This is a genomic window from Paenibacillus sp. FSL H7-0323, assembly GCF_038002725.1.
Lineage (GTDB): Bacteria > Bacillota > Bacilli > Paenibacillales > Paenibacillaceae > Paenibacillus_AQ > Paenibacillus_AQ odorifer.
Genome location: NZ_JBBODB010000001.1, coordinates 4,314,673 through 4,331,594 on the forward strand (window position 1 = coordinate 4,314,673; position 16,922 = coordinate 4,331,594).

Genomic DNA, 16,922 nt, shown 5'->3' on the forward strand with positions numbered 1-16,922 from the left:
TCATGAATATCCTCTTCTATGGATCGACGCATCATCAGCGGCACCTATATTATAGTGAACCTGAATGTCATATATTTCATCCTCAACTAATTTGAAAGATCTTATTGAAGAGTATGAATCTATTTCAGTGACATAGACTCTATCTTCAATTTGAGAAAAATTATAAGGGACCCCTTTCATTTGTAATTTATCATAAAGGTCCTCATAATTAACGCCTAGTAGATTTAAATCTTTTGTTCTAACTAATTTTGGGGCGATGTTCCCAGATCCGTCTTGATACACACTTATATAGTAATATGAATCAATTTTAATCAAGTCATTCATTCCCTGAAGTTCGAAAGGGACTGGGTATTTATTTATTAGATTAAATGACATATCTTCTGTATTAGCAACAAGAATCTCCCCTGGACCGGAAACAAAATAAAGTTTGCTTTCGATGAGAGATATTGATCTGACATAAGAATTTTTCAAGTAATCCAATCGTACTACATTATCTATTTCTACCTCACCATTATTGTTTTTTAATACAAACAATTGTTGTGATGATGCAGATATACCGTAAAAAAGTTTTTTATCTTTATCATAAATAATCTTATTAGGCTGGTATCCAATATTTCTTATTGTTTGTGAAAACTCATATGTTTGCAATTTTTTCTTGTACACTTGTACAGCATTATTACCAGTATCATCTAAAATCAGCAGTTCACCGTCACTAGCAATGGAGTGAGGGGTGTGTACGTTATCACAAAGCATAGTCCATCCAGCAATAGTATCTGATATATTGGGGTTATAGATAACCCTGTGATGCCAACAATCCACAATAAAATATTGATTATCTATCTTTGTTATCTGTGTAGGCGAATATAAGTTTTCGGTATAACTATTATTAGACATATTTGATGGGGGAGTATCTGTTTGCTCACTTAAGTACGCTTTACAAACTTCAATCGAATTACCAATCATTCTTATACTGCCTTTATCTAACCAAATAACACGTGAACACATTTGGCGGATTTGTTCTATACTATGAGAGACCATGATGACCGTAGTACCACCACTCATTAGTTCGAACATTCTTTTCGCGCTCTTTTTTTGAAACTTTGCATCTCCAACAGATAATATCTCATCAACGATTAGAATATCTGGATCTACAAGAGTAGCAATTGAAAAAGCAAGTCTCATTATCATACCTGATGAAAAATTCCTAATTGGCACATCTAAAAAATCATGAAGCTCTGAAAAATCGACAATTTCACTGAACTTCTCAGTCAAATATTGCTTTGAGTACCCAAGTATTGCGCCATTCAGAAAAATATTTTCTCTTGCAGTTAAGTCCATATCAAACCCAGCTCCAAGTTCTAGCATAGGAGCTATATTACCACTAACTTTCACATTACCTTTAGTTGGCGTTAGAATGCCTGAAATAATTTTCAAAAGTGTACTTTTACCCGCCCCATTATTACCTATAATACCTATAACTTCGCCTTTTTGAATTGAAAAAGACACATCACTTAGTGCATGGAAATGCTTATATGTTAATTTGTTTGATACTCTCTTAATGACATATTCTTTCAAGCTAAGAATACGATCGTTAGCTAATCGAAAGTTCATAGAAACATTTTTTATATCGATCACTTTATTTCTCCTTATAAATATAGAATAAATTTTTCTTGAGTTTTATTGAATACAAGTACTCCTAAAACGAATGATACCAAAGCAAATAATAAACAGAATGCCCAGGCCTTAAGATCAGGAATCCCCCCATATAGAATAATAAATCTTATAAATCTTATAAAATGATACATAGGGTTAAATTTAAGAATATATAGCATGTAATTTGGAAGTATGCTCTCAGGATAAAAAATTGGAGTTAGATATGACCAAATAGTAATTATAATACTATAAAGGAACTGCGTATCTCGAAAGAAAACCATAATTGAAGACAACATAAAAGATATTCCACAGATAAAGAGAAATAGACATGCGATAGCAAAGAGCATTGCAATATGCGAATATGTTATACTCATTCCAGTTGAAATTATTACTAGGTACAGTGCTAATAACGAAAAAAGAAAATTAACACCTGATGATAATACCCGAGAAAATGGATAAATGAATTTCGGTACGTATACTTTGTTAATCAATGATGCATTTTGAATTATGCATGTCATAGATTGAGAGGTTGCCTCTGTCATGTAATTAAATATTACAATACCACTAAGCAAATACACAGAGTAGTTAGGTATATCGAACCGGAATAACGTCGAAAACACCAGGTACTGTACCACCATAATTAAAAGCGGATTTAATAAACTCCACAAAATGCCTAAAATAGATCTCCTGTATCTAGTCTTGAAATCTCTTTGAACTAACTGCGCAAGAAGAAAATTATATTTACTCAATGAATGTATTGCTTTTATTTTCATGTTTCATTCCATCCCTAAATAATAGAATCAGCCAAAAAAGCCGTTTTTACCATCAGCAACATAATAATACTGACAATTTAAAAGTACATTATTACTAAAAAGCATACCGTGTTATGTGTCGACATTTTTTCGATTTAATATTTATGAAGTGACTATTAGCAAATACAATCGAAAAATTACTATTGAACACCTGAATTTGCATCCTTTCTGAAATTTTATATTATATTATATTAACAACCCAATAATCTGAGGTTAACTAACCTAAATATAGAGTCAATCATTTCAAAGTGTTAATATATTGTCGTTAATTATAAGAAAAGGAGATATCAACGTGTCGAAACCAGTATACGGTAAAAACGTTGCCCAGTCGAGGAAGTTTGAAAAAATCCCCAGTTCCGTCTGGGTTTGAGTTTGGATTTTAATCTGGTACCCCTTCCAGGTAGGGTTATTTAATGGACGCAGGTGGACTATGAGAAACCTATCTATCTCACCACCTTGTTCAGCGGCGTCATGCTACTGGTGTGTATGGGATTGTACTAAAATAAAATAAAGCAGGAGGAAAAACGCGACCTACTACCCTTCTTTTTCTTGCTGCTAACTTTTACCTACGCGGCGTCACACTAGATGGCGATGAATCTGATGTTTGTGCAATGTGCGTATACCACAGTATTCATTATAGCGTTATACCTCATGAAGCAAAAGCAACTAAATTTTGTAACTCAGAAAGATGTACTTACGATCGTATATGTCATTGTCGGCTTTGAACTATTGAATTGGATTGGTAGCTGGTAATTTGCCTTTGGTCTGGTTGGCTGGTTTTCTAATACTCCAGCATCAAACAAAATGCCATCCCCACGTTTCAAAGGGGCATGAATGTGGCAAACTACGCCATCACGTAAATTCGCTCTACTGTGCCCAGGTATACACCCCGGCTTTTTGGGAAACTGCCGTCCACGAGCTCTTTGTTATTAGTCCCTTACAGGAAACTATGTGTAAATCCGCGCGAGAAACTCTGCTGCAGCTCACGCATCACTTCCTTCGAAGGCGTCGCCCATTGACCCTCCAGATAGCGATCGATGACTTTACTTACGATATTTGCTAACCCCATTGGCTACATATTCCGGACTCTTGAATCGGCCTTCGATCTTAAAAGAGGTCATACCTGCTTCAATTAACTCCGACATCAGATCAATCGCTGCCAGAGCCTTGGGACAGAGCAGACAAGTAATATCGCCCATCGGCTTCACTTCACCGTCCACCATCAGGTCATACGGCAAACGGTAGACCTGCGCACATTCCAGCGATTCACAGAACGGCCGCCCCACGATTCCGAAGTCAGACACTGTCCAGAATAAGAGTCACAAAGTGCACCGTGTACAAACACTTCCATCGGCATACGAGCCTGCTAGGCAATCGTGCGAATCTGCTTCAGATTGTCCTCACGCCCAAGCACCATGCGCTCTATGTCGAACGGTTTGGTAAACTCAAATGCTTCCTGCGAAGGAATTGTCATCTGAGTAGATCCATGAATTGTCAAGTCAATCGAAATCTTATGAATCATGCGCATCGAACCCAAATCCTACACGATAACCGCATCCACACCAGCGTCGATCAGTTCTTTGGCATCGGGAAGCTCTTTTTTCAAACACCGCTATATTAAAGGTCAGAAAACCTTTCACACATAGCTATGCAGGAACGCCATAATCTCCGGCAACTCGTCCATGCGGAAATTGTTTGCTCTCGTCTGGGCATTAAATTTTTCTACGCAAAAAAAAGATCTCATTCGCCCCATTGGCCACCGCCGTACGCTAACAATCCCAGTCGCCTTCCGGTGCCAGCAGTTCTACATCTACCCTGCGTATTCCTTGTTTGGTTATTTATATCCTCCTAAACCGCTTGATGGCGGATCGTTGTCATTTGCTCAACCGATTAACTTTATCAAATATCACAGTATCCACCTGTCAATTAGCATATTCCACTTAATCACTTTCTTCCTTTTGAAGCTTGATATTATGTATAACTTCTTGTTTAATAGACAAATCAAGAATTTCCGGCGTACAATAAGAATGGAATGTCCAAGATACTAAAAAGATCTCATATTTTACAATTTTTATATATACTAAGGAGAGTCGATACGAGTCATGAAAGGTATTATTCTCGCTGGAGGAAGCGGTACGCGCCTCTATCCGCTTACAATGGTAACCAGTAAACAACTGTTGCCAATTTATGATAAGCCAATGATCTATTATCCTCTATCCACATTAATGCTAGCAGGCATTAAAGACATCCTAATCATCTCAACCCCTGAGGATACGCCACGTTTTCAAAATCTGCTCGGCGATGGATCACAGTTTGGTATTTCTCTACAATACATTGTACAACCTAGCCCTGATGGATTGGCTCAAGCCTTTATTTTGGGCGAAGAATTCATTGGTGACGACTCCGTTGCCATGGTCTTGGGCGATAACATTTATTATGGAAATGGAATGACCAAGCTTTTAAAGCAAGCCGCTACTAAGGAACATGGTGCAACAGTATTCGGATATCATGTGCAAGATCCAGAGCGTTTTGGCGTTGTTGAGTTTGATGGAAACGGCAAAGTGCTGAGTGTGGAAGAAAAGCCGGAACATCCTAAATCGAACTATGCCATTACTGGCTTGTATTTTTACGATAACCGGGTAGTTTCGCTGGCTAAGGAAGTAATGCCTTCCAGTCGAGGAGAGCTTGAAATTACCTCAATTAATGAAGCTTACTTGAAAATAGGCGAACTTGATGTCGCATTACTGGGACGTGGCTTCACCTGGCTTGATACCGGAACTCATCAGAGTCTGGTCGACGCGACCAATTTTGTCCGTACGATTGAGGATCATCAAGGAATTAAGATTTCCGCTCCGGAAGAAATTGCATATATTAACGGATGGATTACCAAGGAGCATCTGCTAGAGTGCGGGCAAAAACTGAGTAAAACTGGTTACGGTCAATACCTGATCAAAGTAGCCATCGGTAAAATTCAATATTAAAGAGCGGAGAGTGAACCATGAAATTCACACCAACAGAACTAGAAGGAGTGCTTATTATAGAACCCGCTGTCTTTGGGGACCATCGAGGTTGGTTTATGGAAACCTTCAGTGAAGCCAAGTTTCAGGAACAAGGACTACAACTGCAATTTGTGCAGGACAATCATTCCTTTTCTGCCACCAATGGCACACTACGTGGACTTCATTACCAAGTTAATCCCAAAGCGCAAACTAAACTTGTCCGTTGTACTAAGGGAGCGATTTTTGATGTAGCGGTGGATATTCGACGCGGAAGCCCGTCATATGGAAAATGGTTCGGCATTGAGCTTACCGCTGATAACAAGAAACAATTGCTGATTCCCAAGGGCTTTGCTCATGGATTTATGACTCTCACAGATGACGTGGAAGTTCAGTACAAATGCGATGAGCTGTACGCACCGGAATGCGATGGCGGTATCCTATGGAATGATCCTGAGATTGGCATCAAATGGCCAATTCATATTCAACCAGTGCTTTCTGCAAAGGATGAAGGTGCCCCACTGTTCAAAAACTCTTCGCATAATTTTGTATACTAATTTTCGGAGTGCGTTCTGGCTACATAGCTGTAGTCTGGGGCGCTTTTTTTAATAGAGCCCCCATATAGTATCTAGATAAAGTTATTCATTCACTTATAGTAATTAACATCGTAGAATCTGATTAAAGTAGCTCAATGATTATCTATTATGCTAAAATATTGTCGTACCTACAGGAAAAGGAGATTATAACGTGTCGAAACCAGTATACGGTAAAAACGCCGCTCAGTCGAGAAATGTTGAAAAGATAGCTAGTCCGATATGGGCATTGGTTGTTGCTTTCATTTTATTTTTGTGTTGGGCCCCATTTCAAGTGGGATTATTTAACGGACAGCAATTAGACTTCGAGAAGCCAATTTATGTATCTTCATTACTAAGCGGCCTTTTGCTGCTAGTATGCCTTGGCTTATACTACAAAAAATTCAAAATTGATGAACAGAGGGACTTAGTAGCTTCTGCTTCTATATTACTGCCCCTGACCTACGCTTTATCATTGTTTGTCGCAGTTTCGCATTATACGTCGATGAATATGCTGTTTATTCAGAGCATGTATGTTGCAGTCTTCATTATAGCCTTTTATCTCTTGAAGCAAAAGCAAGTAAATGTTGTCATTCAAAATGCTATAATGGCGATTGCGTATTTTATAGTAGGTTTTGGACTCTTAAATTGGCTAGGCAGCAGTAAATTAGCTGGTGCTCTGGTAGGCTGGTTCTCAAACACCGTAAGAAATGATATCTATTTAGATGCAGTTATGACTGACTCTAATGGCCTTCGTCTGACTTCGATCTTTCAGTATGCGAATACATACGCTGCATTCTTAATGGCTTTTCTCTTTGTAGCAATATTCGCGCTTATTCGCTCTAAAAAATGGTATGGAACCTTGACCCATGGCTTTATGTTAGTGCCCATCATTGTGTCGATCTTGTTAACTTTATCTCGCGGTGGCTTAGTCTTGCTACCTGTAGTATTCATACTTCTGCTTCTATTCCTAAAACCTGCACAGCAAATCCTTTGGATTCTGCATCTAGGAGTTGCTGGAATTGTATCTTTGCTCATTACGACACCCGTAACTAATCTAGGAATAGAGTTAAACGCAAATTTCACTTCTTCTTCCGCTTTAAAAGGTTGGGCATATCTATTAGGAGCTTCACTAGTTGTAGCTGGCCTATCTTGGGTCATTCAGCGTTTTGTCGCTCCATGGTTGTATGCAAAACTAGAGAATTGGTCGTCACGTAAACGGACAGGCCTTTGGATCCCACTCGGATCTGTTGCTCTAGTAGCTATTGTAGCTTTCTTACTTATCGGTACAAGTGCAAAAAGCATCTTGCCAGATAATATGGAGACTCGTCTTGAAAATATCAATTTCCAACAACATAGTGTACTTGAACGGATTACTTTTTATAAAGATGCCATGAAGGTAGTGAAGGATTATCCAATCCTTGGTGCTGGTGGTGGAGGCTGGTCCTCACTATATGAACATTATCAGAATAACCCTTATACTAGCCGCCAGGTGCACAACTTCTTTCTTCAATTTTTAATCGAGGTTGGGATTCTTGGTTTTATCGTATTTATGGGTTTCATTCTGTATATTTTCTATAAGTATATTCGCGGGTATGTAAAACGGGATAAAAATGATTTTGAGAATGGCTTCTTCTATCTAATCATTGCTTTATCGATTCTTGTGCACAGTTTACTTGATTTCAACATGAGTTATGCCTTTATGGGGATACTCGTCTTCCTTGGACTAGCTGGGATGGCAGTTGTGATGGACAGCAAAAAGTTACGAAAAAATTGGAATAAAGCCGGTATTCGGCTTGGGTATTTCGCAGCTCTCACAATCGGTACTGTATTCTTGTTATTCCTTTCGATCAGCTATATTGGATCCAGTAATGCTGCTCTAAAGGGTAAGAATCTAATTAGAGTGAGCACTTCATATGAAGAAATTAAAGCGCCGTTGGTTAAAGCTTTAAAAACCCGCCCTAATCATCCTGAATCAGCTATCTCTTTATCTGCCATGGATATGACGGTATTCAAACAAACGCAAGATGAGCAATTTCTTGTTGAAGCAAATAACGTATTAACTCGAGCGCTAAAAGATGAACCTTACAACAAATATCTTTTAGCTCAAATGGCGGGCTACTATGATTTAAAGGGTCAAAGTGACCTTGCATACAATGTTTACCTCGAGAATGCTGATAAGTTCAATTGGGATATTAATTGGTATGATACTCTCATCAGCCGTTCCTTTACCTTAGGTCAGCAAGCACTTAATCAAAAGGATGAAGTTAAGAAAGAGAAGTACTTCGCAGAAGAGCTTGAAGCATATAACCACGTTCTAGCTGGGATTGAACATCTGAAGACACTTCCACCTGAACAATTACAAGGGCGTCCGTTCTCCGTAACACCAACGATTGCGATAAATGTTGGCAAGATGCAGCTCTTGGCTGGACAAAAGGATGAGGCTACAGCCACTCTCAAGCTTAATTCAGATGCTAATTACACGGATATTATGAACAGTGAAACTCCATGGGATATAAATTGGTACAGTTCACTCATCAGCCGTTCATTTGATTTGGGGCAGGCAGCTTACGCACAACAAGATGATGAAGATAGAATAGAAAACATGAAAGCTGGCTTTGTTATTGGGCTTTTGGCCTACGATCATGTACTTGCGGATAATGATCCTTCGAAGATATTTACTCCGGATGTGACACTGAAGGTAGGGAAAATGCAATATATGTCTGGAAAGATACAAATTGCAGCCTCCATCTTAAAAACAGCCTTAAGCCAAGATTTCGCTGATGCAACCAATCGTGAGATTGCTCGTTGGTACCTTGCTGCACTGGCGAAAACTGGTGGCGAGGATCAGGCACTATACGATTCGCTGATCGCAGCTGATCCTGCGGAAGCAGCACAAGTTGAGGCCATTACAAATTCACAATTTTAAAAAAGAATGAAACCATAAAAGCGCGCCACTGTAATTACAGTGGCGCGCCTTTTTTCGATATATGAGATTTACTTATAGCCCGACCTTAGCTGCTTCGCTCTCGACAAGCTCTTTCATATAACGAAGCAGGTCATCTTTAAGTTCCTCGTGTTGAAGTGCATAATGAATGGTAGTCTGGATAAAGCCCATTTTCTCACCCACATCATGACGTTTACCTTCAAAGTCATAGGCAATAATTCGTTCAACCTCGCTTAGACGTGCTATCGCATCAGTAAGTTGGATCTCTCCACCTACACCCACCTGCTGTTCTCCAAGCATATCGAAGATACGTGGGGTTAAGATGTATCGTCCTAAAATCGCTAAATTAGAAGGAGCCTCTTCTCTCTTCGGCTTCTCTACTAGACGATTTGCCTTGTAGACACGTTCCGCCAAAGGAGAACCATCTACAACACCATACCGTGATACTTCCTCCCACGGGACAGGTTGGACACCGACAATAGAAGATTTGTACTCGTCATATATGTCAATCATCTGTTTGAGGCACGGTTTGTCCGCTTCAACAATATCATCGCCGAGTAGGACAGCAAACGGTTCGTTTCCTATGAATTTACGTGCACACCAAATCGCATGTCCGAGACCTCTTGGCTCTTTTTGGCGGATATAATGGATATCAGCCATTTCAGAAGATTTGCGAACGGATTCAAGCAACTCCCACTTCTGCTTCTCAGCCAAGTTAAATTCCAGTTCAAATGAGTTATCAAAGTGGTCCTCAATCGCACGTTTGCCTTTCCCCGTTACAATAATAATATCCTCGATCCCGGAAGCGACTGCTTCTTCAACAATATATTGGATCGTTGGTTTATCTACAATCGGTAGCATTTCTTTAGGCATTGCTTTAGTTGCAGGTAAAAAACGAGTGCCGAGACCTGCGGCGGGAATAATCGCTTTACGGATCTTCATCACATTAACTCCTTCTATCGTATACTCTTTTCAATTACATATCTGTAAGTACCCTAAAATGGCATATTTCTTTCAATTATAGCAGTTACAGCACATTTATGTCAGAGTGTTTGTTATATTTGTATATCTATTCCAATGAAATAAGAGGGCAGGAATTATAATCAATTATTGCTATTTTAAATACTTGGCTGACCCTATAATATACTACTATTTAGTATATGCAAATTAGGGTGAGGACGAGATCAATTCCGAAAAAAGGGCTAAGCAATACCAGCATCTACCTGGTAGTTACTTAGCCCTTATCTTTAACTCTTAACTCTTATTACTTCGCGTTCACCAATTGCCCACGCGTTACACCAAGTTGGTTAGTAGCCTTTAGGCTCTTCCATACCTGTGTACCAGAGATTTCACCACGCAGAGCGCGGCTGTAGAGGCTAATTACCTCAGCCACTTGCTCTGGTGTCTCTTCCAAGAACTCCACACGGTATGAAGATACTCCTAGGTCACGGAAATTATTCAGATACTCCGCACCAGACTGCTCAACAGCGTTATAGACGGTATTACGGCAGCCTTCATCCACACGAACTGGATGTGACATTCCAATACGGTCTTGCAAAGAAGCACGGTGCTCTTCACAAGGACGACCACAGTTCGTATAGTCTGTGCCTTCACTCATAAAGGTACAGTACACGCAGTGTTCAGTATGGAACATCGGCAAATGCTGATGAATAACAACCTCCATCCGGGACGTATCACTGTGTTCAAGCAGATCAACCATCTGTTGAATGTTCAAGTCATAGGATGGCGTTACTATGTCACAGCCAGCCTCAAGGAACAAATCCACTGCTTTATGATTGGCGATATTCAGTGAGAAATCACCGATCAGGCGTGGATGCACAGCATCCGGCTGCTCCTGGCGGCGGCGCAGATAATAATATAACGCGCCTGTATTACGCACGAGCACAGCATCCGGCTGCAAGCGAAGAATATTCGCGTGGTAGCCGTTCTCGCCCGGCATATGAATGCGCGGCGTGGCCAGCGCTATGCTGGCCCCTGCAGCCCGTACCGCATCTACCGCTGCCGGGAACTGCTTGATAAACTCGAAGTCGGCGTAGATGTTTCTCACGCCGGCCTCGAGCGCAGCCTGCACCTGCGGCAGGCTGCGGCACAGCGCGGTGAGCTCCGCTTCACCAGCGCGCTGCGGAGCGACGCCCCTGCGGGTGGCGTCGCCGTAAACCTCGATCGCCCGTTTCACGTAGACGGGCGGTTTCGGGCGCTCGCCCGCAAGCAGCTCCACCGCTTGGCGGCGGATGCTGTTCAGCTCGCGCATAGGGACGATGACGTCGCCTTGCAGATGCGACTCCAACGCGTCAAGCTGGAACACGGTCCCGCCCAGGCGGCCGAATTGTTCTTCCAGCAGCGCGGTATCCATCGGACGCTTTTGCGCGGCTTCCAGCGCGAGCTCCGAGTCCACACGGACGGTAACGTTCTTCTGAACGTCCGTCCACCAAGTCGTCAGCTTCTCGCCGACGCAGCCTTGCACTCTAACATGTACCGGAAATACCCGGTACGGCTTTTCAGTTTCATAAGTCTGGCGCAGCGCCTTATCTAACGCTGGGTCATTTGTCTTCCAAATGCGGTCACCGACATTTAGACGACGAAGATCCACATCATTACGACCGGCTACGATGTCGATGATCCAGCCTTCTCCGGCTTCGCCTTCCAGCTTCACACCTTTACGACGGAGGTCGTAGACACGACCGCCTTCTTCTTTTTTCGTTGGATCCCCAGCGTCAAAAACAATTCCGTCCCCACGCTTAAGCGGTGCATGAATACGGCAGACCACTCCGTCACGCAGAATTTGCTCAACCGTCCCTAAATATACACCACGGCTTTTTGGGAAAGTCCCGTCTACCAGTTTCTTATTGTTCGTTCCATCCAGGAAACCATGTGTAAACCCGCGGGAGAAGCTTTGTTGCAGCTCGCGCACCTCCTCCTTCGAAGGTTTAGACAGATCGCCTTCAAAATACCGATCAATCGCTTTACGATACTTACTAACTACATTCGCTACATATTCCGGGCTTTTGAGGCGGCCTTCGATTTTAAAAGAAGTCACACCCGCCTCGATCAGTTCAGGCATTAGATCAATTGCTGCCAGGTCCTTAGGAGAAAGCAAATAAGTTACGTCTCCCATAGGTTTTACCTCACCATCCACCATCAGATCATAAGGCAGGCGGCAAGCCTGAGCACATTCACCGCGGTTGGCAGAACGTCCGCCCCACATTTCAGAGGTCAGACATTGACCTGAGTAGGAAACACACAAAGCACCGTGTACGAATACTTCCATCGGTAAGCGGGCTTGCTCCCCGATCGTACGAATTTGTTTCAGATTGTTCTCACGACCTAATACCACACGTTCCAAACTGAAAGGTTTAGTAAACTCTACCGCTTCCGGCGAAGTAATGGTCATCTGTGTCGATCCGTGAATCGGGAAATCCGGTGAGATTTCGCGGATCATTTTGACCAAACCTAAATCTTGTACAATTACTGCGTCTACGCCAGCATCCACGCACGCATCAATCAGTTCTTTTGCATCAGACAATTCATTTTCAAAAACCAGTATATTAAAGGTCAAAAATCCCTTCACACCATAGCTATGCAAAAACGCCATAATTTCCGACAGCTCGTCCATGCGAAAGTTGTTCGCTCTGGCCCGTGCATTAAACTTCTCTACGCCAAAAAAGATAGCATCCGCTCCGTTTGCTACCGCTGCACGCATGCAGTCCCAATCACCTGCGGGTGCCAATAGCTCCACGTCTTCTCTGCGTATTTGTTGCTCTTTCATTTATATCCTCCCAAACCGCCATTTGACGGGTCATTTCTAGTTGATTAACTTGATAATTGTATCAAATATCACACTTGAGCGCTATGCGTTTACCAACATTTATATAGAATAAAAGTCATAATGCTGTCAGGAAGCTGACTTCTTGCCTATTGCACTTTACTCCATGAATGTTGTAGAACATGCAACTTTATTGCCTAATCCAGCGCTTCGACAACTAAATGTTGTACATAAAGCATCATTCTCACACTCTAGTATCGACAACCGGCACAAAAAGTTGCAACATTTACAACAATTCACTAGGAATTCCGTGACATACGGGACATACGATAGAATGTTGTATCAAATACATCAATCCACCCTTTAGCTATTCACATTATGCCCAACTTGGATAACATTGGCTCCGAACCTAGCGATATCAATAAATTGTGACAAACGATTCCAATCGTACACCTCATATCCCTTTTCCCCCTTTATACAAAAAAAGAACGCCCCAAGCCAAATCGGCATCCGGGACGTTCTTCGTCTGATTGAATTACACGCTTCTATTCGTGTGTCAACTACGACATTGGTACTCTTTTAACTACTTGCTGCCTGTAAACCGAAACGATTGTAGTGTCTTGTCTAATAGAGCCTGCTGTTCTGCAGTGGCATTGGCATCATTCAGCGTAACGGTAATCGTGTAGACCACATCATTTTTACCAAACACAACCTGCTTACTGCGAAGAGGGATACCATTTTTGATTTGATGTGCAGTTATGATCGTAGCAGGGACATCCGCAATGGTAGACTCCACTACACCTTCTATACGAGGGCCTTTGGGATCATTATTTTTATTTTGATAAGCATCTTTGAGCACATTAACTGTATACTCCACTGAACCCTCGGGTTTTGAGTTGATCTGTAGACGTCCTCCGCTGAACCGATATTCAATCGACTGCGTCTCAAAAATATCCTGATAAGGTGTCCATAAACTTGGAATATCAATGGCATAACCGTAGGTTTTGGATACTTTGGTTAATGTCTTATTTTTGAGCGTCTTATAATCATCACTAGCGAGCCGCCCGAAGTTCTCCTTCAGCAGATCAAAATCAATATCAATAGAGGATATGATGGCTTTGAATTTTGCCTTATCGTCATCTTGCCCAGCAGCTGTTACATATTCAAAATAATAACGATACCCATTTTTGAGTATGAGAGCTTGATATTCTGTAGTAACACCGTTGCCGTAATTTAGCTGTAGCTCATTAATTTGTGCGGATACGCCCGAGATCTCCGACTTGTTGCTGTCTTTCAGAATATAAGCATCCGCTACAAAGTTTTCTTTAGTTTTCATTTTCAGATCTTCAGCCCAGCTCTCTAGTGTAGAACCAGCAGGTGCCGAGGTAACTGCCACACTCAGATGACTTCCCTGCTTACTCTCGTAATAGAGATGCTGGTCGTCCTTACTCCAATCTGCGGGAACCTGTAGTGAAATCCCATAGTCCTCATTATACGCGTCTCGCAATCCACTTTTCACCGTAGAAAGATCACGGATTTTTTTGCTTTTAGTATCAAAAGAAGGCTGGAAAGAGTTAAGTAATCCTGTATATTTAGCAAAATCCTTATAATTAACTGCTTTGTTATCCGTCAAATAAATCTCGTAGAGTCGACCTTCAGCATATAACAGTCTGCTTTCCCAGAGCGCTCCACTGGAATCTTTACTGATCAATCTAGCATAAGGTACCGCGGCTTTGGGGAACGACTCCCGATCCAATATCAACTCCCCACCTGCCTCGACCTCCCGAACCAGCTGTTCCAGCAGCCCATCCGCATCCACCGCAACCGCATGGTCACTTACATGAATCTCCACATAATATAGATTGTCCGCACTTGAAAAGGTAGCCACACTTTCATCTCCACCGCTATTTCCAGCAATCAGCCCAGAGGGATAATTCAGTGTCCATTGAAAATAACTGTTTCCAATTTGAGTCTTACCAACATCGCTGTCAATCCCAGTATCCTTTGGCGTATCTTCTTCATTGTCTACAGGAACTAGGGTAACCATTAGCTCACCCCCACTCCCTTGAGAGAGAGTCGCACCTAACACATCAGCTACAAAACGTAGCGGTACCATCAGCACGTCTGAAACCATCCGGGGCGCTGAGCCCAGTTTAACTTTGATCCCATCCTTCCAAGCGATATCACTCCCAATCGTCATCACCCCTGAATGAGCACCATAGGTTACTTTTACAACATTGTTCTGCTCTAAGGAAACAGTGCTGCCAAACGTCTTTTTAAAAACCCCAAGCGGGACCATAACCGTTCCATTCTCCGTATAAGGCCGCTCGATAGCCACCTTCTTACCATTCACCGTAGCTGAAGTACTGCCAACTTTTAGACTCAGCTGTAGCTTATCTCCTTGTGAAGCTAATGCTGTTTGTATGGGTAATATAGAAAATAGCAGTAATAAGGCCAGCATCGCACAAAATCCTTGTTTTAAAATTTTAAAGCCCATTTACCGTCCCCCTCTCCTGTTTGCTGATCACTCATCCGCGTGCTCGTCCCCATCCGTTTCATAATCATCTCCGCTTAACAACGGATCACCTTGAGTGAGCACGAGTTTACGGACGACGATATCCCCATCGCTTTGCATAACCAGCCGCACAGTTGCTCCCGGCAGGTAGCTTTTGAACAATTCATTAATATCAACTAGTGAGACCACACGATGCCCGTCGATGCTATACAAGACGTCCCCTTCAACAACCCCTGACTTGAGCGCTTCTGAAGACACCACCTTAGTGACGGACAGCGGGTCCAGCGTTGGCAATCCCACAATCGTAGACCAGCTCGCCTCCAGCTCTAGCCCTAGACTCGGATGCTGTACCTCACCATATTTTAAAAGCTGGTTGATAATATACTGCACAGTATTCGCTGGAATCGAAAACCCCATATTTTCCACACCCACCGCTGAGTATTTCAGGCTGTTGATTCCCAGCACCTCACCTTTCATATTTACAAGCGGCCCTCCGCTGTTTCCGGGATTAATCGCAGTGTCACTCTGGATAAGACGATAAGCCGCATCTACCTCACGGTTAAGACCACTTATAACGCCTACAGTCGCTGAGTTTCGTAGAGAAAAGCTAATCGGTGTTCCGATAGCAATAACCTTCTCCCCAACCACTGTTTTGCTATTCGCTGGAATAAACTTGGCGGGCTTTAAATGGGTGGCATTAATTTTGATCAGCGCCAGATCACTAACTTCATCCAGATAGGTTTCTTTAACGCTGTAGGTTTTGGAGTCCGAAGTGACTACTATGGCATTTTGCAGATCCTTGATTACATGAGCATTGGTTACAATCCATCCGTTCGATTTCACAATGATGCCGGAGCCATGCGTCAGATTGTACCGATCATCCGGGCCACTATTCCCGCCACTCTCGTCTTTGCCGATAATGCCCACAACAGAAGGAGTGATACTTTTAATAATTCCAGGTATCGGATCTTCTGCCGCTGCTTTACTAACCACCTTACTAGTACTATCAAAAGCAAACACCGACTGACTCCATACTCCCGACAGCACTACGCCGCACAGTAATAGACCTAATCCTTTCTTCACCAGCTTCTCCCCAACACTCCTCATTCCTCACCAGACCCTCTCTTTGCTCATGGATAAATTTTACATTATATTATTTGAAAAAAGACGCCTTCAATGCGCCCATGGCGTTAAAGGAGTCTTTTGGTGCAAAGCTGTTCAATTTAGTTCTTTCATTAACTTAACCAATGCATCACCATGGCATAGTCAGAGATCACAAAAACCAGCAAACTAACGGCTCCAAAACCAATGGCAAATTTGTTCTTCTGGGGAGCTTTCAATAGTCGAACAACCCCGACCAAAATCAAGATGGTAAATAAAATCATAAACACATCAAAGGTATGAAATTTAGACGGTCCTTGCGCGGCAACTTCTGCAAGCAGCATAACCTTACCTCCTCAAAAATGTTGTCAAGCAAGATCCAGTAATCCCCATATCACCTTCTATGTTATCGCTACCATTTGGGCGATGCAATAGGTTTTGTAGAAAAATTATGTATTTGTCGTAAAAAATATATTTTATCCCTGCAAAATCCGTAATAACGATGAGATTGATCACTGACAATTGGGTGTGCTTAGGGAAAC

Annotated in this window: 11 protein-coding genes and 1 pseudogene; 4 read left to right on the forward strand and 8 right to left on the reverse strand. The window is 42.2% G+C overall.

Features of this window, described 5'->3' with window-relative positions; all coding sequences use genetic code 11:
- Both MHH89_RS19650 and MHH89_RS19655 read right to left on the reverse strand, forming a co-directional pair.
- The gene (locus MHH89_RS19650) at positions 1–1,635 is read right to left on the reverse strand and encodes an ABC transporter ATP-binding protein (protein ID WP_341087918.1); all 1,635 of its coding nucleotides are present in this window, start codon (positions 1,633–1,635) and stop codon (positions 1–3) included.
- 11 nt (positions 1,636–1,646) lie between these two features.
- Positions 1,647–2,426, reverse strand: a complete 780-nt coding sequence (locus MHH89_RS19655) for an ABC transporter permease (protein WP_076282457.1) — start codon at positions 2,424–2,426, stop codon at positions 1,647–1,649.
- Between the two features lie 624 nt (positions 2,427–3,050).
- Between MHH89_RS19655 and MHH89_RS19660 the strand changes: the two genes are divergently transcribed.
- Positions 3,051–3,218 carry a hypothetical protein gene (locus tag MHH89_RS19660; protein ID WP_341088835.1) on the forward strand — a complete coding sequence of 56 codons (168 nt, stop codon included), beginning with the start codon at positions 3,051–3,053 and terminating at the stop codon, positions 3,216–3,218.
- 35 nt (positions 3,219–3,253) lie between these two features.
- Here MHH89_RS19660 and MHH89_RS19665 read toward each other — a convergent pair.
- Positions 3,254–4,225 (reverse strand): annotated as a pseudogene (locus tag MHH89_RS19665) (peptidase U32 family protein); the annotation flags it as partial.
- A 342-nt stretch (positions 4,226–4,567) separates the two neighbouring features.
- On the opposite strand from MHH89_RS19665, the gene rfbA reads away from it, so the two are divergent.
- From rfbA to MHH89_RS19680, 3 genes are all read left to right on the forward strand, one after another.
- On the forward strand, positions 4,568–5,446 hold the full coding sequence (gene rfbA / locus MHH89_RS19670) for a glucose-1-phosphate thymidylyltransferase RfbA (protein WP_076297063.1): 879 nt from the start codon (positions 4,568–4,570) through the stop codon (positions 5,444–5,446).
- A gap of 17 nt (positions 5,447–5,463) precedes the next feature.
- Entirely contained in the window at positions 5,464–6,018 is a 555-nt protein-coding gene (gene rfbC / locus MHH89_RS19675; protein WP_076205752.1) for a dTDP-4-dehydrorhamnose 3,5-epimerase, read from the forward strand.
- Between the two features lie 190 nt (positions 6,019–6,208).
- Entirely contained in the window at positions 6,209–8,962 is a 2,754-nt protein-coding gene (locus tag MHH89_RS19680; protein ID WP_076310020.1) for an O-antigen ligase family protein, read from the forward strand.
- A gap of 72 nt (positions 8,963–9,034) precedes the next feature.
- On the opposite strand, the gene galU is transcribed toward MHH89_RS19680, so the two are convergent.
- From galU to MHH89_RS19705, 5 genes are all read right to left on the reverse strand, one after another.
- Positions 9,035–9,922 carry a UTP--glucose-1-phosphate uridylyltransferase GalU gene (gene galU / locus MHH89_RS19685; RefSeq protein WP_076099650.1) on the reverse strand — a complete coding sequence of 296 codons (888 nt, stop codon included), beginning with the start codon at positions 9,920–9,922 and terminating at the stop codon, positions 9,035–9,037.
- Between the two features lie 322 nt (positions 9,923–10,244).
- The gene (locus MHH89_RS19690) at positions 10,245–12,767 is read right to left on the reverse strand and encodes a U32 family peptidase (RefSeq protein ID WP_076282455.1); all 2,523 of its coding nucleotides are present in this window, start codon (positions 12,765–12,767) and stop codon (positions 10,245–10,247) included.
- A gap of 580 nt (positions 12,768–13,347) precedes the next feature.
- Complete coding sequence (locus MHH89_RS19695; RefSeq protein WP_340033747.1) at positions 13,348–15,261, reverse strand: stalk domain-containing protein; 1,914 nt, start codon at positions 15,259–15,261, stop codon at positions 13,348–13,350.
- Between the two features lie 27 nt (positions 15,262–15,288).
- Positions 15,289–16,386: a S1C family serine protease gene (locus tag MHH89_RS19700; protein ID WP_076220611.1), complete on the reverse strand. Its 1,098-nt coding sequence runs from the start codon at positions 16,384–16,386 to the stop codon at positions 15,289–15,291.
- Between the two features lie 128 nt (positions 16,387–16,514).
- Positions 16,515–16,724, reverse strand: coding sequence for a DUF2759 family protein (locus MHH89_RS19705; RefSeq protein WP_036678627.1), 210 nt, complete (start codon positions 16,722–16,724; stop codon positions 16,515–16,517).
- Positions 16,725–16,922: the final 198 nt, after the last annotated feature.